We start from the raw sequence: 16186 nt of genomic DNA, 5'->3' as shown, positions 1-16186 counted from the left end.
GTCGCGCGGCGCACGATAGCGGGCATCACCCTTCGCGCCGGAGCGCATGTGCCGTTAATACAACAGAGACAAAATCTAACGATTCGCCGCTGGCACAAATCCGAGCGCGAGGTTGATAATCATTGAACCTGCTGGAGAAACGATCATGGACGAAAGACCCACTCGCATGCCACCGCCCGAGCAAGTGATGAGCCCGGATCCGGAACCCGTCGGCGTGGAATTCCTCGCCGAATTGCCCGAGCACGTTCGGGCATTCTTCGACGAGCAGCACAAGCTGTACTCGCCGAAGTGAACGCCGGTTCGGTTCTGTAACCGCCACGTGTCGACCCTCGCTATCGTGCGGTTCATCCTAGCGCTTCGCGCGCAATTCGCTTCGCACCCGGGCCGCAACAGCCTGACGGTGCCGGGTCAGCTCGCCTGCTGATTCTCTTGTCGCGACGCTACGCCGCGCGACTGTCTTCGTCTATCCTTCTGGTTTTCCACGTCCGGCCCGCCCGGCTCTCCCGATCGTTCCGATGAAGCAAGTCATTCGTGCCAGCGTCGCTGTCGCCGCGCTCGGCGTCGCCCTCCTTTCGTCGCCTGCCGTCCGCGCAGACGGCGACGACACCGCCCTCACCAACGTCGTTGCGCTCGCGTCGCAGCGCCTCGCGCTCGCCGAACCGGTCGCGCGATGGAAATGGGCGAATCACAAGGCCATCGAAGACCAGCCGCGCGAAGCGGCCCTGCTCACTGCCGTCGAAAAGCGCGCGGCCGAGGCCGGCGTCGATCCCGCCTTCGCCCGCACGTTCTTCGAGGATCAGATCACCGCAAGCAAGGACGTGCAGAACGCACTGTTCGCGACCTGGCGCGCGACGCGGCCGCCGGAAGGCACGCCGCCCGATCTCGCGACCAGCACGCGGCCCGCACTCGATCGGCTGACGCAGAAAATGCTCGCCGGTCTCGCGCAGGTCGCCCCGCTGCGCGACGCGCCCGATTGCCAGGCGCGGCTCGCGCGCAGCATCGCGAACTGGAAGACGCTCACGCGCTACGATTCCACGCAGACGCGGGCGCTCGATACCGCGCTGTCGCATGTCTGCTCCGCCGGCGGGGCCAGCGCGATCGGCTGACGCGGCGGGCACGGATCGCCCGGCGGCGCTCAGTCCGCGGCGGTCAGCGCCGCGAGCGGAATCACCTGCAGGCCGCGCGCGAGATGCGTCTGCAGCAGGCGATGGGTGAAGGGTTCGAACGCGCCGCCCGCCGCGTCGGCCACGAGCCGCGCGGCCGCATCGAGCGAGTCGGCCGAACCGAGATAGCACCAGCCATCGATCACATGAAACAGGCGGCGCTCGCCGTCCGCCTCGAACGCGACCGCGCCTTCGAACGGCCAGGGCGCACCGCCCGCGCGGACGGCGTCGGCCGTGGGCCGCCGGTTGTACGACGGGCGCAACCGGGCGATCCATTGCGCTTCGACCAGCATCGCCCCCAGCTCGTTGCCGGTCTCGCGCCATTCGACGCGCCGCACCTGCTGCGCGAGCCGCATTTCCTTCGACGAGCGGCGCTCGCCGGTCAGCAGCGCGCGCAGCCGCTGCCGCACGCGCACGCTACGACCGACATACAGCGCTTCGTCGCGCTCCCCGAACAGCGCATACGCGCCGCACCCTGCCGGCGCGGTATCCAGCCAGGCCTCGGTCAGATCGCCGCCCAGACGGAAGTGGCGCGTCGTGCGCGCGATCTGGTCGCGCAGCCGCTCGAGCGGCACGATGTCGTGCAGCTGGCGCCAGAACTGCCAGATCAGGTCGGCATCGGCCAGCGCCCGGTGACGCGCGGCCGGAACGAGCCCATGCCGTTCGATCAACGCATCGAGCCCGTGCCGCGATTCGCGCGGAAACAACGCGCGCGACAGCCGCACCGTACAGAGCACATCGGGATTGAACGCCAGGCCGGCGCGCTCGAATTCGGCGCGCAGGAAGCCGCGGTCGAAGCTCGCGTTGTGCGCGACGAACAGCTTCCCGTCGAGCCGCTCGAACAGCGCCGGCGCGAGCGATGCGAACGTCGGCGCATCGCGCACCATCGCGTCCGAGATGCCCGTCAGTTGCTGGATGAACGGCGGAATCGCCTGCCCCGGATTGACGAGGCTCGTCCACGTCGACACGCCGAGCGGTCCGATTTCGACCACGCCGATTTCGGTGATGCGGTGGTCGGCGGACGAGCCGCCGGTGGTTTCAAGGTCGACGAAGACGAGCGGCTGCTCGCTGGCGGGATCGGACGGAACGGAATCGGACATGAAAAGACAGGGAAACGATGCTTCCGTGAGTATGCACCGGCATGCGTACTCGGGCCAGCCCGGACCGGCTCGCTCCGTCCCCCGAAAACAAAAAGCCCCCGCGATGCGGGGGCCGGACGTGATCGGCAATGCGTGGCGCGTCAGACCGCCTGGATATTCGCTGCCTGCTTGCCTTTGGGCCCGACTTTGACCTCGAACGAAACACGCTGGTTTTCTTTCAACGTCTTGAAGCCGTCCATCCGGATTTCGGAAAAGTGCGCAAACAAATCTTCACCGCCATTGTCCGACGTAATAAAGCCAAAACCTTTAGCATCGTTAAACCATTTCACGATACCGGTATCCATGTCTTCTTTCCCCACTCGATAAGATCAAAAAAGCTATTTTTATAGCCGTTTCCCGAAATCCCGAAACATTGCGCCAGCACCCGCACCAGCACGCCGCCCGAGGACGGAGTGCTCACTTTATAAATTGGACAATCCGGGTGCGTCAAGAAAATTTTTATCCAGTGCTTTCTTGAAAAGACGCTAATACCACTGGAATCGGTACACCATCACCGATGATTAATTGATTCGCATCAAAAACCTGTCAACATTACCGGGATCGGATCGCTAATAATCGCCGGAAGCGAAATTTCTACCGGGAACAAATCGACCCGGTAAAATCCTCGGGTTTTTTCGGGTTGCAGAAATCGGGCGACGTTGCGATCCTGAATCAACGCCGAAAGGAAGGAGAGGGTCATGTGGCTGGACGGAATCAAGCGCTTCGCGAGCCGGCTCGGACGCGTACGTCGCAAGTCCCGCGCCCTGGCCGAGTCCGCGCGCGAAGCGCCGTGCGATACCGAGTTCGATATGACGTGGCACGGCGATCACTGGCAGAACCTGCTCGCATCGCCTCTGGATGCCCGTCACTACGTGATGGAAGACTGGACCAACACGCCGCCGCCGATCGAAGCAGAGGATGCCGCGCCTGCGGGCAAGCGCCAGCGCAAGCGCCGCTCGTACACGTCGTAGCGCGCTGAGCCGGTCGGGCAAAAAAAAAGCGCGACTGGGAAGTCGCGCCGACAAAGGTTTGGAGATCTTTTCCGTCAACGAAAAAGTCTGCTTCGGAAAGCAGAGATCGCAGTATAGCGAGAGAACCACCTTTCATTATCCATGCTCCACACAAACCTCTATTGCCGATGTGTCAATAATCGGGCTATAGCCGCCTCCGCCTGCCTCTGACCATCCGTCGCAAACGCGCAACGCCCGCTACGCATTCCCGTCGTCGTTTCCATTCGCTGCACCGCAGCGAACCCTTGCGTGGCCATCGTTTACGCGGCTTTTCCAACTTTTGCGGATTCCAAAACACACTGTTTCTTAAAGTGTAAGCAGCTCCCGCTCCGCACACTTCCTACACTGCAAATGGATTTCTGATAGGCGCACCGCCGTTCTGCCGCACCGGCTGCAGCGTCAAGCAAAACACGGCCGTCCGCCCCAGGTTCGATCGACCTCATCGTGTTTGGAGACTGATCCATGAAGAACGTCCTGATCGCCGCCGCGTTGTCGGGCGTATTCGTGACCGCTGCCCACGCTCAAAGCAGCGTGACGCTGTACGGCCTGATCGACGCAGGCATTACCTACACGAACAATCAAGGTGGACACAGCGCCTGGCAGGAAACGAGCGGTTCGATCAACGGCAGCCGATGGGGCTTGCGCGGCACCGAAGATCTCGGCGGCGGCCTGAAAGCCATCTTCACGCTGGAAAACGGTTTCGGCATCAACAACGGCGCGCTGAAGCAGAACGGTCGCGAATTCGGCCGACAAGCGTTCGTGGGCCTCGCGCACACCACCTACGGTTCGCTGACGCTGGGCCGGCAGTACGACAGCGTCGTCGACTATCTCGGGCCGCTGTCGCTGACCGGTACCCAGTATGGCGGCACCCAGTTTGCCCACCCGTTCGACAACGACAACCTGAACAACTCGTTCCGGATCAACAACTCGGTCAAGTACCAGAGCGCGAACTACGGCGGCCTCAAGTTCGGTGCGTTGTACGGGTTCTCGAACTCGTCGGCGTTCGCGAACAACCGCGCGTATAGCGGCGGCGTGTCGTACAGCTACCTCGGCTTCAACTTCGCCGCGGCCTACTTGCAGTTGAACAGCGACGTGAATGCGCTCGCGCAGGCCGCGTCCGATCCGGGCGCGGTCACCGGCGACTGGACCTTCGCGTCGCGTGTGCAACGCACCTGGGGCGCCGGCCTGAATTACGGGTTCGGCCCCGCCACGGTCGGCTTCGTGTTCACCCAGACGCGACTGACCGGCCTGCGCGCGATCAGCGCCGGCCAATCGGGCGTGGCGGGCGGCATCACGGGCCTCGGCGACACCGGGCGCTTCAGCAACTACGAAGTCAACGGCCGTTACGCGCTGACGCCGGCCCTGTCGTTCGCCGGCTCCTACACGTACACCCAGGGCCGCCTGGCCGGCGACAAGCCGACCTGGCACCAGTTCAACCTGCAAGCCGACTACGCGCTGTCGAAGCGCACCGACGTGTACCTGCAGGGCGAGTTCCAGAAGGTCAACAGCGACGGACTGGACCTCGGCGCCAACATCAACGGGCTGGGAGCCGCGTCATCGACCAACAAGCAGATCGCGGTCACGGCCGGCCTGCGTCACCGCTTCTGAGCGACCGGCCCGTTCGCCATACGCCGAAAGACGAAGCGCCCCATCGGGGCGCTTTTTCTTTCTCGCCGCGCGGGCCGCCACTCAGGCGTCGCCTCGCGCCGGATATCGGACGTCGAGTATGTCGATCGGCTGCGGGCCAGCCGGCGTCATCAGCGTGACGGTATCGCCGATCTTCGCCTTGATCAGCGCACGCGCGACCGGCGAGATCCAGCTGACGCAGCCGCGGTCGAGATCGACCTCGTCGATCCCGACGATCGTCACCGTGTGATCCTCGCCGTCCGGCGTCTCGTAATCGACCGTCGCGCCGAAGAAGACCTGGTCGACGTTCTCCTGCCGGCTCGCGTCGACGACTTCGGCGAGGTCGAGCCGCTTCGTCAGGAAGCGGATGCGGCGATCGATCTCGCGAAGCCGCCGCTTGCCGTAGATATAGTCGCCGTTTTCCGACCGGTCGCCGTTCGAGGCCGCCCACGACACGAGCCGCACGACCTCGGGACGTTCGACGTCGATCAGGTTCAGCAGCTCATCCCTCAGCCGCTTGTGGCCGGCCGGCGTGATGTAGTTCTTCGCACCCGCCGGAATCGCGGGTTGAGCCTGGTCGAGATCGTCGTCGTCACCGTCCGACTCTTTGACAAACGCCTTGTTCATGATGCAGATTCAACGTGGATGACTGATTCCCCAAGGGTACACGATGGACGGCCGGCCAAGGCCATGGCACCAAATTCGCGAATAAGGCTTCCCTTTTTATACGACTCTGCTATACTTCCGCTTCTGCGTGCGGCTGTAGCTCAGTTGGATAGAGTACTTGGCTACGAACCAAGGGGTCGTGGGTTCGAATCCTGCCAGCCGCGCCACTTTTTCGAGGGCCTTCCGAACCGAAGGCCCTTTCAGTTCGAAGCAGTAGAAGTTTGTTGTTGCGTGCGGCTGTAGCTCAGTTGGATAGAGTACTTGGCTACGAACCAAGGGGTCGTGGGTTCGAATCCTGCCAGCCGCGCCACTTTTTTGGGGGCCTTCCCATCGCAGAAGGTTCCGACAGTTGAAGCAGTACCGTTTTGCGTGCGGCTGTAGCTCAGTTGGATAGAGTACTTGGCTACGAACCAAGGGGTCGTGGGTTCGAATCCTGCCAGCCGCGCCACCTTAAAAGGGCTTTCCTCCGGGAAAGCCCTTTTTCTTTTTGCGCGCCCTTCCCCTCGTTCGCACCCTCACCCGCACGCGTTCGGCAAAGCGCCGGCATCATCGCACGCGCTTTCGACAGCCCCAATGAAAACGGCGGCCATAAGCCGCCGTCCGTCGATCATCGAATCCGCCCGCGCCCACCGTCGCGCGCGTCAACGTCAGTAATCCTGCCGCTCGCGCTCGATACGCATGCCGCCGTCATGGCGTGCATGCGCGCCGTCGTCGGTCGAACGCTCGCGCATGATCCGCATCACGTCCGGATTGGTTCTCACGCGCCGCATTACGTTCGCGAGATGCACGCGGTCGCTGACCTGGATCACGAAGCGCAGCACCGTCGACTCGTGCGTCAGATCCTCGTCCATCGCGATATGAACGATGTTCGCGTCGGCCGACGTGATGTCCGCCGCGACGCGCGCGAAGATGCCCTTCGTGTTCTTCACGAGCGCCTTCACCGCGACATCGAACAGGCGGCCCGGCTGCGGCGCCCATTCGACGTCGATCCAGCGGCCCGGATCGCGGCGATGGATGCGCTGCGCGACACGGCAATCCGTCGTATGAATCGCCATGCCCAGACCGATGCCGATGTAACCCATGATCGCATCGCCCGGGATCGGGCGGCAGCATGCGGACAACTGCACGGACATCCCTTCGGTGCCGGTAATCACGACCGGCGGCGCATGATGCGCGGGATGCCGCTCGGACTTCGGCAGATCGTCGTCCGCGTCGCGGCCGCTCATCAACACTTCGATGCGCTTGGCCATCACCGCGGCGACGCGACGACCGAGGCCGATATCCGCGAAAATTTCCTGACGGCTCTTGTTGCCCGTCCACTGCACGAGCTTCTCCCACACCTCCGGCTCGACGTCGGCCAGCGCGAGACCGTAGCCCTTCAGGCTCTGGTCGACGAGCCGCTCGCCCAGTTGCACGGACTCGTTCAGGCGCATCGTCTTCAGGTAGTGGCGAATCGCCGAGCGCGCCTTGCCGGTACGCACGAAGCCGAGCCACGCGGGGTTCGGCTTCGAATACGGCGCGGTGATCACCTCGACGATGTCGCCGCTTTTCAGCTCGGTGCGCAGCGGCAGCAGCTCGTTGTTGATCTTCACGGCCACGCACTGGTTGCCGAGATCGCTGTGGATCGAATACGCGAAATCGAGCGCCGTCGCGCCGCGCGGCAGCGCCATGATCTTCGACTTCGGCGTGAACACGTAGACCGCATCCGGGAACAGGTCGATCTTCACGTGCTCGAGGAATTCGCTCGAATCGCCCGCTTCGCTCTGGATGTCGAGCAGCGACTTCAGCCACTGGTGCGCACGCTTCTGCACGTCGCTGAGATCGGCGCTGCCGTTCTTGTACAGCCAGTGCGCGGCGACTCCTGCCTCGGCGATCTCGTGCATCTTGCGCGTGCGCACCTGGAACTCGATCGGCGCGCCGAACGGGCCGACGAGCGTCGTGTGCAGCGACTGATAGCCGTTGATCTTCGGGATCGCGATGTAATCCTTGAACTTGCCGGGCACGGGCTTGTACAGCGCGTGCAGCGCGCCGATGCACGTGTAGCAGTCGAGCGGGCTGTCGACGACGACCCGAAAGCCGTACACGTCGAGCACCTGCGAGAACGACAGTTGCTTGTCGCGCATCTTGCGGTAGACGCTGTAGATGGTCTTCTCGCGGCCGGTGATCTCGGCGTCGATCTTCGCGTCGGCCATCGCGCGCTGCGCGGCCTCGAGGATCTTGCTGATCACTTCGCGGCGGTTGCCGCGCGCGGCCTTCACGGCCTTCTCGAGCGTCGCGTAGCGATGCGGGTTGAAGTTCGCGAAGCTCATGTCCTGCAGCTCGCGATACGTGTTGTTCAACCCGAGCCGGTGCGCGATCGGCGCGTAGATGTCGAGCGTTTCGCGCGCGACGCGGCGGCGCTTTTCCATCGGCACCGCGCCGAGCGTGCGCATGTTGTGCAGGCGGTCGGCGAGCTTGACGAGAATCACGCGCACGTCGCGCGCCATCGCGAGCAGCATCTTGCGGAAGTTTTCCGCCTGCGCTTCCTCGCGGCTGCGGAATTCCATCTTGTCGAGCTTCGACAGGCCGTCGACCAGTTCGGCGACCTTCGGGCCGAACCGCTCGGCCAGCTCGTTCTTGGTCACGCCCTGGTCTTCCATCACGTCGTGCAGCAACGCGGCCATCACGGCCTGTGCGTCGAGCTTCCAGCCGGCGCAGATTTCCGCGACGGCGACGGGATGGGTGATGTAGGGTTCGCCGCTCTGGCGATATTGACCGAGGTGGGCTTCGTCGCTGAAGTGGAACGCCGCCTTGACCTCTTTGATTTCGTCCGGAGCGAGATACTCGGCAAGCGCGGCCGTCAGTTTCGCGATCGAAACGACGCCGTGCTTGCGCGGTTGCTCCGGCGTGGCGGTCGGCCCGAACAGATGCCGGAAGGACTGTTCGAGGACCGCGTCGATGTACTGGCGCGCAGGCGACTGGGCCGTGGCTTCGGTGGTCGAATCCGCGGAGGCGGACGATGGGGTGGTGCTCATATTCGCCTCCAGGTCGAGTCGTTGCGCGCGTGGACTACATGGCTGGAACGGGCCGGATGCGCGTTACACCGGCACCTTCTTCAGCATCTCGACGCCGACCTGGCCGGCGGCGATTTCGCGCAGCGCGACGACGGTCGGCTTGTCGCGGCTTTCGATTTTCGGCGTATGGCCTTGCGCGAGCTGCCGCGCGCGATAGGTGGCGGCGAGCGCCAGTTCGAAGCGATTCGGGATTTGCTTCAGGCAGTCTTCGACGGTAATGCGAGCCATGTTGGTAATTCCTTCTGAATATAGTCCTTATTCTACCTTATGTCCCTCGTGCCCCGCGTCATTCCGCGTGGGGCAGATGGATGCCGAGCTCGATGAACAGCTCCGCGTGTCGCGCGTACTGCGAAGCAAAACGCAGGCGCGTCGCCGCGACGATGCATTCGAGTTCCGCGAGCGCACGCTCGAAATTCTCGTTGATCACCACGTATTCCGCTTCCGACGCGTGCGCGATCTCGCTGCCGGCGGCCAGCAGGCGTCGCGTGATCACGTTCGGCTCGTCCTGGCCGCGCTTCTTCAGGCGTTCCTCGAGCGCGTCGAGCGACGGCGGCAGGATGAAGATGCCGACCGCGTTGCGGAACTGCTTCTTCACCTGCAACGCACCCTGCCAGTCGATTTCGAGCAGCACGTCGTGGCCGTTCTTCATCTGCTCTTCGATCCAGACGCGCGACGTGCCGTAGTAGTTGCCGTGCACTTCCGCGCTCTCGAGAAATTCGTGCGCCGCGTGACGCGCGCGGAAATCGTCGACGGTCGTGAAGTGGTAGTGCTGGCCGTCCTGCTCGCCCGGGCGGGGCTTGCGCGTCGTGTACGAGATCGACAGGCAGATGTCGCTGTCCTTCGACAGCAGCGCATTCACGAGCGTCGACTTGCCGGCGCCCGACGGCGCGACGACCATGAACAGGTTACCGGGATAGACGCCGCCGTGCAGCGAATGCGACGCGTGGCCGTCGCGGTTAGGGTCGGTCATGTTGCTTTTACTCCAGGTTTTGCACTTGCTCGCGCATCTGCTCGATCAGCAGCTTCAGCGCCATCGACGCGTCGGCCAATTCCTTCGCCGCCGCCTTCGAGCCGAGCGTGTTCGCTTCGCGATTCAGTTCCTGCATCATGAAGTCGAGACGCTTGCCGACACGGCCGCCCTTCTCGATCACGTGACGCGTTTCGTTCAGGTGCGCGGTGAGCCGCGACAGCTCTTCCGCGATGTCGATCCGGATCCCGTACATCGTCACTTCCTGACGGATGCGCTCCGCGGCTTCCTCGCGCGTGACGACCGTCGAGCCGCCTTCGGGCGCCGCGAGGCCGAGCGCTTCCTGCAGCCGCTCGACGATCTTCTGCTGGTGCTTCGCGATCAGCTCCGGCACGAGCGGCGTGATGCGCGCGACGATCGCCTCCATCTCGGTGACGTTCGACAGCAGCATCGTCGCCAGTTGCGCGCCTTCGCGCGAACGCACGACGACGAGCTCGCCGATCGCTTCCTTGCCGCAGGCGAGCACCGCGTCGCGGATCGCTTCGGCCGACACGCCGCTCTCCGCGAGCACGCCGGGCCAGCGCAGGATCTCGCCCGCGCGCAGACGGCCGACGCCGGGGAACGAATCGAGCACCGCGCGTTCGAGATCGGCAAGCTGTCCGAGCGCCGACTGGTTCAGCGCGCCCGCGCCGATGCTCTGCTCGCCGCGCTGCAGGTTGATGCGCACGTCGACCTTGCCCCGCGACAGCTTGTTCATCAGCATTTCGCGCAGCGCGGGTTCGCACGCACGCACGTCGTCCGGCATCCGGAAATTGAGATCGAGGAAGCGCGAGTTCACGGTGCGCAGTTCGACCGACACGCTGGTGCCGCCGTTGCCGGCAGCCGTCGCGAGTTCGCGCGTCGCGCTCGCATAGCCCGTCATGCTGTAGATCATGGTTCGTCTCGCCGTCTGGTGCCCTCGCGGGCGGGGAATACATCGAGGCGCCCGGCGCATCGGAAAGCGCGGGGCGGGAAGCGCGCATTATCCCATTTTTGCGGACCACCCCGCCGGGCACGCCCGCCGTTCGGCGCTAAAATCGGGGTTTCCTCTCCTTCCGCGATTTCCCCATGACGTCTTCCGTTTCCCGCCCGAGCGGCCGCCGCGCCGACGAACTGCGCAAGGTCGCCCTCACGCGCCACTACACGAAACACGCCGAAGGCTCCGTGCTGGTCGAATTCGGCGACACCAAGGTGCTCTGCACTGCCAGCGTCGCCGAGCGCGTGCCCGAGTTCCTGCGCGAGCGCGGGCAAGGCTGGCTGACCGCCGAATACGGGATGCTGCCGCGCGCGACCCACACGCGCAGCGACCGTGAAGCCGCGCGCGGCAAGCAGACGGGCCGCACGCAGGAAATTCAGCGCCTGATCGGCCGCGCGCTGCGCGCGGTGTTCGATCTCGACGCGCTCGGCCCGCGCACAATCCACATCGACTGCGACGTGATCCAGGCCGACGGCGGCACGCGCACGGCCAGCATCACCGGCGCGTTCGTCGCCGCGCACGACGCCGTGTCGACGCTGATCGCGGCCGGCAAGCTCGCGCGCTCGCCGATCACCGACCACGTCGCCGCGATCTCGGTCGGCGTGTACGAAGGCGCGCCCGTGCTCGACCTCGACTACGCGGAAGATTCGCGCTGCGACACCGACATGAACGTCGTGATGACCGGCGCGGGCGGCTTCGTCGAAGTCCAGGGCACGGCCGAAGGCGTGCCGTTCTCGCGCGCCGAGATGAACGCGCTGCTCGACCTCGCGCAGGGCGGGATCGCCGAGCTCGTGCGGTTGCAGAAAGCGGTCCTGGGTGCGAGCCATGCCTGACGACCGCACCGTCGCGCCGCTGTCGCGCATCGTTCTCGCGTCGAACAACGCGGGCAAGCTGCGCGAATTCACCGCGCTGTTCTCGACGGTCGGCATCGAGATCGTCCCGCAGGGCGACCTCGCGGTGCCCGAGGCGGAAGAGCCGTTCGGCACGTTCATCGAGAACGCGCTGACCAAGGCGCGCCACGCGTCGCGGCTCACCGGGCTGCCGGCGATCGCCGACGATTCCGGCCTGTGCGTGCGCGTGTTGCGCGGCGCGCCGGGCGTCTATTCGGCGCGCTATGCGCAGCGCGCGGGCCGCGACAAGGGCGACGCGGCGAACAACGCGTATCTCGTCGAGCAGTTGCGCGGCGTCGCCGACCGGCGCGCGTACTACTGCTGCGTGCTCGCGCTCGTCCGCCATGCAGATGATCCGGAGCCGCTGTTCGCCGAAGGGCGCTGGGCCGGCGAGATCGTCGATACGCCGCGCGGCGAACACGGATTCGGCTACGACCCGTATTTCTACCTGCCGTCGCTCGGCGCGACGGCCGCCGAACTCGAGCCTGCAGTGAAGAACACGCACAGCCATCGCGCGCTGGCGCTGAAGGCGTTGCTCGCGCGGCTCGCGGAGGAAGCATGACCCAGGCTTCGGACACCGGCGCGCGCGTCGTCGCGACCTTCACGTCGCCCGGCCAGGTGCGCCTCACGTCGCTGCCGCCGCTCGCGCTGTACGTGCATTTCCCGTGGTGCGTGCGCAAGTGCCCGTACTGCGATTTCAACTCGCACGAATGGAAAGGCGAACGGTTTCCGGAAGCCGACTATCTCGACGCGTTGCGCGCCGATCTCGAGCAGGCGCTGCCGCTCGTGTGGGGTCGGCAGGTGCACACCGTGTTCATCGGCGGCGGCACGCCGAGCCTGCTGTCGGCGGCCGGCCTCGACCGGATGCTGTCCGACGTGCGCGCGCTGCTGCCGCTCGACGCCGATGCCGAGATCACGCTCGAGGCGAACCCGGGCACGTTCGAAGCCGCGAAGTTCGCGCAGTTCCGCGCAAGCGGCGTGAACCGCCTGTCGGTCGGCATCCAGAGCTTCAACGAAGCGCACCTGAAGGCGCTCGGCCGGATTCACGACACCGCGCAGGCCCGCGCGGCCGTCGAGATCGCCGCGAAGAACTTCGACAACTTCAACCTCGACCTGATGTTCGCGCTGCCGAACCAGACGCTCGACGAATGCCGCACCGACATCGAGACCGCGCTGTCGTTCGCGCCGCCGCACCTGTCGCTGTATCACCTGACGCTCGAGCCGAATACGCTGTTCGCGAAGTTTCCGCCGGTCGTCCCCGACGACGACGCGTCGGCCGACATGCAGGAATGGATCCACGCGCGCACGGCCGACGCCGGCTACGGGCGCTATGAAGTATCCGCGTACGCGAAGCCGAATCATCAGTGCAAGCACAACCTGAACTACTGGCGCTTCGGCGACTATCTCGGGATCGGCGCGGGCGCGCACACGAAGCTGTCGTTTCCGAACCGGGTCCTGCGGCAGGCGCGCTACAAGCATCCGGCGACCTTCATCGAACAGGCGAAGGCCGGTACGGCCGTGCAGGAAGAGCGTGAAGTCGGCGCGCGCGACCTGCCGTTCGAATTCATGCTGAACACGCTGCGGCTCGTCGAGGGCTTTCCCGTGCACAGCTTCGTCGAACGCACGGGCCTGCCGATGAGCACGACAGAACCGGCGTTGAAGGAAGCGGAACGGCGCGGATTGATCATGCGCGATTTCACGCAGATCGCGCCGACGCCGCTCGGCCAGCGTTTCCTCAACGACCTGCAGGAATTGTTCCTGCGCGACGACTGAACGGATGAACGAGGCGGCATTTCGGTTACAATGCCGCCTCGTGTGGAAGCGTGGCCGAGCGGTTTAAGGCACTGGTCTTGAAAACCAGCGACGGGAAACTGTCCGTGAGTTCGAATCTCACCGCTTCCGCCAGATGGTCTTCTCTGGCAAGGGCTCAGGCGATCGGAAAAATTTGTCCCGCCATCCATCCCGCCTCAAAACAAAGTCGTATTTCTGCCCCTGAGGGGGCAAGGAATGTCGAGCGACTACGTCACCACCCGAATCGTTCTCCACCAAGACGATGAGCGGACCCAAGAACACTCCCCTGACGCTAACGAATATGAAACGCTCCATGCAGAGATGCATGCTCGCGGCTTTCGGCGGTTCGCGCACGACGACGCAGACGAGCTGATGTATCAGTTCCCGCCCGGCGAATACTTCTTGGATATTGATGCTGAATCGGGTAGTGATGCTCGCGACAAGGCTCTCGCAAAAGCCAAGGCTGCTGCTACGTTGGCAACATCCGCGAAGCGGTATTCGGTTCTTTGCTCCGGCGGGATGCGCTACCGCGTGCCGGGTCGGCAGGCCACCGCGTGTGTCGTCGGGTACTGCACCGTACAGCACTCGCAGCAAATCACACACGAGCGCGCGTCGAGCAGGGCGTCGATGAAGCGCTGTTCATGCGCAACGGGTAACGAAACATCTCGCCCCCGCTTCGAATCCAGGTGGAAATATAGTAACGCTTGACGTTATTAACGCATTGCGTTATCATCAATCCATGATTACCTCGTTCAACTGCCGAGATACTCAGGCGCTGTTCAATGGCACGCGGGTCGCTCGCTTCGTCAATTTCGAGCGCGTCGCGGTTCGCAAGCTCCAGCAGTTGCACGCTGCGGCTGACTTGGACTTCCTCCGCATCCCGCCGAACAACCGACTCGAAGCGCTGAAGGCGGACCGACAAGGCCAATTCAGCATCCGGATCAACGACCAGTGGCGTATCTGCTTCAGGTTCGCTTCTGGTCACGCAACGGATGTAGAAATCGTCGACTACCACTGACCAACCTGGAGAAAGTCATGACCCGAGAAGTACCTCTGGCGACGCCCGGTGAAATCCTGGCGCTCGACTGGCTGGAACCGATGGGCATCAGCCAATACGCGCTGGCGAAGGCGATCAACGTCCCGGCTCGTCGCATCAACGAAATCGTGAAAGGGGAGCGCTCTATCACGGCAGACACGGCCGTGCGTCTCGGCGCGTTCTTCGGTGTCGATCCGCAGAGCTGGATGAACCTCCAAACGCACTACGACACGGAACTCGCCAAGGAGCGGATCGGCGACGACGCGCTGCGCGAGATCCGCGAACACGCGCACGCCTAAGCGGCCAGCGGCGTTGCCGTTGACTCTTGCAAGGGTGTGGGAGATTGCGGGAATTCCAGCAATCCATCGAAAGCAACACGTTGTGATTGGCGAGCAAGGTGGTGGGTAGGCGGCCACCGACGCAGTACACGCTACGCTCGGCGGCGCACTTCGCGCGCCCCTGTTTCCGCCAGGAAGTTCGCCGAACCCCGTCCATTCGCAGAATGACGGGGTTTTTGTTTGGCCGCACGCGTGCGCCCCGCACGTTCCGACGCATCGCGCCGGATGCCGTTACAATCCCGCGCTCCGATTCGCGAAACGGGAAATCCACGTCATGAAGCCCTTCCTCGTCTCGTCGCTCGTCGCCGTGCTGGCCGCCGTCAGCACGCATGCAGCGGCCGACACCGCCTCCGGCAGCGACACGCAGGCGTCGTGCGCGATCGCGTACGTGACCGGCGTCGGCGGTTCGCCGCGCGGCCTGAGCGAATATCTTGCGAGCCCGTCGCCGTACAACTACCTGAAGGACAACGAGCTTCAGTGCAAGGTGGGCGACGACGGACGCACGTCGAACTGCACCGGCGTGACCTACCTGCGCAACGAACAGGTCAGCGTGTACGACGATTCCGATCCGGCCACGCTGTCCGTCGTCGCGCGCGTGGAACTCGATCATGGCCAGAAGTATCCGGTGATCGTCGTCGTGCAGCGCAAGGACGCGCGCTGCAAGCAATGATGCGAAAAATACGATGATCCTCGTTTCCGTCGCCCATTGATGGAATCGGCGCCGGATCGTCGACGCGTCGAAGCGACAGGGTGCGAGCGTCCCGGACGCCTGCCGCCGCACACCGCCTGACGCCTCCCGGCCCGCCCCGTCATCGCCTAGAATTCGTTCAACACGGCGACACGAACGCCGCCGCGTATTCGATGTATTCGATGCCGCACGCGCCACCCCTGCGCGCGGCACACGGAGATCGCCATGACCGACCTGTCGACCGCGACGGACCACGTCGATTACGAAGGCTTCGAGATCCATGTCGTGCCGGCCGCGATGCCCGGCAGCGACACGCGCTATACCTACACCGGCTACGTGTGCCATCCGGGCGTGAATCCCGCGCTGCCCGGCCACGCGGTGCCGTTCCACGCGGATGGCGAGGAAAGCTTCGCGAGCGTCGACGAGGCGACCCACGAAGCCGTGCACATCGGCAAGAGCATCATCGACGGCACGCACCCCGACCTGTCAGTGCTGTCGCTCGTGACGCACGGTTTCTGACGCGGCCGGAACGCGTCGCCGGCGATTCCCCGGAAGGCTGCCGAGGTGGCCGAATCGGCTGACCGCGCCGCGCGGCCGGACGATTGCAGCGTGCCGCGGCTTTCAACCTTCCAGCACGCGTCCGCCTCGGACGCCGTCACATGTCGCGTCACATCGCGCGGTGCACGACGCGCGTGGCTCGACGCGGCGTCCGGCCGGCATCATCTGCGAGCGCAACGACCGGTCCCGCGCGCTATGCGTTTCCCCCCATATCGCCTCGCGTCGGTACGCCTATCATTTTTTTAT

At 64.5% G+C, this 16186-nt stretch carries 20 protein-coding genes and 4 tRNA genes; 16 read left to right on the top strand and 8 right to left on the bottom strand.

Annotated features, from left to right (window positions below; translation table 11 throughout):
- Positions 1-145 precede the first annotated feature (145 nt).
- Positions 146-292 carry a hypothetical protein gene (locus tag HWX55_RS26780; RefSeq protein WP_009690993.1) on the top strand — a complete coding sequence of 49 codons (147 nt, stop codon included), beginning with the start codon at positions 146-148 and terminating at the stop codon, positions 290-292.
- Positions 293-515: 223 nt separating this feature from the next.
- Entirely contained in the window at positions 516-1106 is a 591-nt protein-coding gene (locus HWX55_RS26775) for a chorismate mutase (protein ID WP_175977901.1), read from the top strand.
- A 29-nt stretch (positions 1107-1135) separates the two neighbouring features.
- Here the strand turns inward: HWX55_RS26775 and HWX55_RS26770 are convergent, their stop codons facing one another.
- From HWX55_RS26770 to HWX55_RS26760, 3 genes are all read right to left on the bottom strand, one after another.
- A complete protein-coding gene (locus tag HWX55_RS26770) occupies positions 1136-2263 on the bottom strand; it encodes an exonuclease domain-containing protein (RefSeq protein ID WP_175977900.1) in 1128 nt (375 codons plus the stop codon).
- 140 nt (positions 2264-2403) lie between these two features.
- Positions 2404-2607 (bottom strand): cold-shock protein, encoded by a 204-nt coding sequence (locus HWX55_RS26765; RefSeq protein WP_027783827.1) that lies wholly within the window; start codon positions 2605-2607, stop codon positions 2404-2406.
- Between the two features lie 230 nt (positions 2608-2837).
- Positions 2838-3002: a hypothetical protein gene (locus tag HWX55_RS26760; RefSeq protein WP_175977899.1), complete on the bottom strand. Its 165-nt coding sequence runs from the start codon at positions 3000-3002 to the stop codon at positions 2838-2840.
- Here HWX55_RS26760 and HWX55_RS26755 point away from each other — a divergent pair.
- Entirely contained in the window at positions 3001-3273 is a 273-nt protein-coding gene (locus HWX55_RS26755; RefSeq protein WP_050011579.1) for a hypothetical protein, read from the top strand. The two genes, HWX55_RS26760 and HWX55_RS26755, sit on opposite strands and share 2 nt — an antisense overlap.
- Positions 3274-3774: 501 nt before the next feature.
- A complete protein-coding gene (locus tag HWX55_RS26750; RefSeq protein ID WP_175977898.1) occupies positions 3775-4920 on the top strand; it encodes a porin in 1146 nt (381 codons plus the stop codon).
- Positions 4921-5001: 81 nt separating this feature from the next.
- Here HWX55_RS26750 and greB read toward each other — a convergent pair whose 3' ends face one another.
- Entirely contained in the window at positions 5002-5565 is a 564-nt protein-coding gene (gene greB, locus HWX55_RS26745; protein ID WP_006476618.1) for a transcription elongation factor GreB, read from the bottom strand.
- Positions 5566-5694: 129 nt separating this feature from the next.
- On the opposite strand from greB, the gene HWX55_RS26740 reads away from it, so the two are divergent.
- The 3 genes from HWX55_RS26740 to HWX55_RS26730 all read left to right on the top strand — a co-directional run bounded on the left by HWX55_RS26740 (position 5695) and on the right by HWX55_RS26730 (position 6052).
- A tRNA-Arg gene (locus HWX55_RS26740) sits at positions 5695-5771 on the top strand.
- 66 nt (positions 5772-5837) lie between these two features.
- Positions 5838-5914 (top strand) — tRNA-Arg (locus HWX55_RS26735).
- A 61-nt stretch (positions 5915-5975) separates the two neighbouring features.
- Positions 5976-6052 (top strand) — tRNA-Arg (locus HWX55_RS26730).
- 199 nt (positions 6053-6251) lie between these two features.
- Here HWX55_RS26730 and HWX55_RS26725 read toward each other — a convergent pair.
- The 4 genes from HWX55_RS26725 to HWX55_RS26710 form a co-directional block, all read right to left on the bottom strand.
- Positions 6252-8618 carry a bifunctional (p)ppGpp synthetase/guanosine-3',5'-bis(diphosphate) 3'-pyrophosphohydrolase gene (locus HWX55_RS26725; RefSeq protein WP_006476619.1) on the bottom strand — a complete coding sequence of 789 codons (2367 nt, stop codon included), beginning with the start codon at positions 8616-8618 and terminating at the stop codon, positions 6252-6254.
- A 63-nt stretch (positions 8619-8681) separates the two neighbouring features.
- Positions 8682-8885 (bottom strand): DNA-directed RNA polymerase subunit omega, encoded by a 204-nt coding sequence (gene rpoZ / locus HWX55_RS26720; protein ID WP_006025620.1) that lies wholly within the window; start codon positions 8883-8885, stop codon positions 8682-8684.
- A 58-nt stretch (positions 8886-8943) separates the two neighbouring features.
- Positions 8944-9627, bottom strand: a complete 684-nt coding sequence (gmk, locus tag HWX55_RS26715) for a guanylate kinase (protein ID WP_175977897.1) — start codon at positions 9625-9627, stop codon at positions 8944-8946.
- A 7-nt stretch (positions 9628-9634) separates the two neighbouring features.
- A complete protein-coding gene (locus HWX55_RS26710; protein WP_089466895.1) occupies positions 9635-10558 on the bottom strand; it encodes a YicC/YloC family endoribonuclease in 924 nt (307 codons plus the stop codon).
- A gap of 173 nt (positions 10559-10731) precedes the next feature.
- Here HWX55_RS26710 and rph point away from each other — a divergent pair, with 173 nt between their 5' ends.
- From rph to HWX55_RS26665, 9 genes are all read left to right on the top strand, one after another.
- Positions 10732-11472, top strand: coding sequence for a ribonuclease PH (gene rph, locus HWX55_RS26705; RefSeq protein ID WP_175977896.1), 741 nt, complete (start codon positions 10732-10734; stop codon positions 11470-11472).
- On the top strand, positions 11465-12091 hold the full coding sequence (rdgB, locus tag HWX55_RS26700) for an RdgB/HAM1 family non-canonical purine NTP pyrophosphatase (RefSeq protein ID WP_175977895.1): 627 nt from the start codon (positions 11465-11467) through the stop codon (positions 12089-12091). Before rph ends, rdgB begins: the two co-directional genes overlap by 8 nt.
- The gene (hemW, locus tag HWX55_RS26695; RefSeq protein WP_175977894.1) at positions 12088-13302 is read left to right on the top strand and encodes a radical SAM family heme chaperone HemW; all 1215 of its coding nucleotides are present in this window, start codon (positions 12088-12090) and stop codon (positions 13300-13302) included. The genes rdgB and hemW overlap by 4 nt, the downstream gene beginning before the upstream one ends.
- A 44-nt stretch (positions 13303-13346) precedes the next feature.
- Positions 13347-13434: transfer RNA gene (locus HWX55_RS26690), tRNA-Ser, on the top strand.
- A 102-nt stretch (positions 13435-13536) separates the two neighbouring features.
- Positions 13537-14028, top strand: coding sequence for a hypothetical protein (locus HWX55_RS26685; RefSeq protein ID WP_175977893.1), 492 nt, complete (start codon positions 13537-13539; stop codon positions 14026-14028).
- Positions 14029-14059: 31 nt separating this feature from the next.
- Entirely contained in the window at positions 14060-14338 is a 279-nt protein-coding gene (locus HWX55_RS26680) for a type II toxin-antitoxin system RelE/ParE family toxin (RefSeq protein WP_175977892.1), read from the top strand.
- A 17-nt stretch (positions 14339-14355) separates the two neighbouring features.
- Complete coding sequence (locus HWX55_RS26675; protein ID WP_175977891.1) at positions 14356-14655, top strand: HigA family addiction module antitoxin; 300 nt, start codon at positions 14356-14358, stop codon at positions 14653-14655.
- Positions 14656-14968: 313 nt separating this feature from the next.
- On the top strand, positions 14969-15364 hold the full coding sequence (locus tag HWX55_RS26670; RefSeq protein WP_175977890.1) for a hypothetical protein: 396 nt from the start codon (positions 14969-14971) through the stop codon (positions 15362-15364).
- Positions 15365-15607: 243 nt separating this feature from the next.
- Positions 15608-15901, top strand: a complete 294-nt coding sequence (locus tag HWX55_RS26665; RefSeq protein WP_050011588.1) for a hypothetical protein — start codon at positions 15608-15610, stop codon at positions 15899-15901.
- Positions 15902-16186: the final 285 nt, after the last annotated feature.

The organism is Burkholderia sp. BCC1047, assembly GCF_902833155.1.
Lineage (GTDB): Bacteria > Pseudomonadota > Gammaproteobacteria > Burkholderiales > Burkholderiaceae > Burkholderia > Burkholderia sola.
The sequence above is the reverse complement of the archived record's forward strand: the minus strand, read 5'-3'. Positions and strand labels throughout refer to the sequence as shown.

Coding starts and splice junctions, on each gene's coding strand:
- rph (WP_175977896.1), top strand. CDS start 10,732: ATGACGTCTTCCGTTTCCCGCCCGAGCGGCCGCCGCGCCGACGAACTG.
- HWX55_RS26775 (WP_175977901.1), top strand. CDS start 516: ATGAAGCAAGTCATTCGTGCCAGCGTCGCTGTCGCCGCGCTCGGCGTC.
- HWX55_RS26755 (WP_050011579.1), top strand. CDS start 3,001: ATGTGGCTGGACGGAATCAAGCGCTTCGCGAGCCGGCTCGGACGCGTA.
- HWX55_RS26765 (WP_027783827.1), bottom strand. CDS start 2,607: ATGGATACCGGTATCGTGAAATGGTTTAACGATGCTAAAGGTTTTGGC.
- HWX55_RS26750 (WP_175977898.1), top strand. CDS start 3,775: ATGAAGAACGTCCTGATCGCCGCCGCGTTGTCGGGCGTATTCGTGACC.
- HWX55_RS26685 (WP_175977893.1), top strand. CDS start 13,537: ATGTCGAGCGACTACGTCACCACCCGAATCGTTCTCCACCAAGACGAT.
- HWX55_RS26770 (WP_175977900.1), bottom strand. CDS start 2,263: ATGTCCGATTCCGTTCCGTCCGATCCCGCCAGCGAGCAGCCGCTCGTC.
- HWX55_RS26725 (WP_006476619.1), bottom strand. CDS start 8,618: ATGAGCACCACCCCATCGTCCGCCTCCGCGGATTCGACCACCGAAGCC.
- HWX55_RS26780 (WP_009690993.1), top strand. CDS start 146: ATGGACGAAAGACCCACTCGCATGCCACCGCCCGAGCAAGTGATGAGC.
- HWX55_RS26675 (WP_175977891.1), top strand. CDS start 14,356: ATGACCCGAGAAGTACCTCTGGCGACGCCCGGTGAAATCCTGGCGCTC.
- HWX55_RS26680 (WP_175977892.1), top strand. CDS start 14,060: ATGATTACCTCGTTCAACTGCCGAGATACTCAGGCGCTGTTCAATGGC.
- HWX55_RS26670 (WP_175977890.1), top strand. CDS start 14,969: ATGAAGCCCTTCCTCGTCTCGTCGCTCGTCGCCGTGCTGGCCGCCGTC.
- rdgB (WP_175977895.1), top strand. CDS start 11,465: ATGCCTGACGACCGCACCGTCGCGCCGCTGTCGCGCATCGTTCTCGCG.
- gmk (WP_175977897.1), bottom strand. CDS start 9,627: ATGACCGACCCTAACCGCGACGGCCACGCGTCGCATTCGCTGCACGGC.
- hemW (WP_175977894.1), top strand. CDS start 12,088: ATGACCCAGGCTTCGGACACCGGCGCGCGCGTCGTCGCGACCTTCACG.
- HWX55_RS26665 (WP_050011588.1), top strand. CDS start 15,608: ATGACCGACCTGTCGACCGCGACGGACCACGTCGATTACGAAGGCTTC.
- HWX55_RS26760 (WP_175977899.1), bottom strand. CDS start 3,002: ATGACCCTCTCCTTCCTTTCGGCGTTGATTCAGGATCGCAACGTCGCC.
- HWX55_RS26710 (WP_089466895.1), bottom strand. CDS start 10,558: ATGATCTACAGCATGACGGGCTATGCGAGCGCGACGCGCGAACTCGCG.
- rpoZ (WP_006025620.1), bottom strand. CDS start 8,885: ATGGCTCGCATTACCGTCGAAGACTGCCTGAAGCAAATCCCGAATCGC.
- greB (WP_006476618.1), bottom strand. CDS start 5,565: ATGAACAAGGCGTTTGTCAAAGAGTCGGACGGTGACGACGACGATCTC.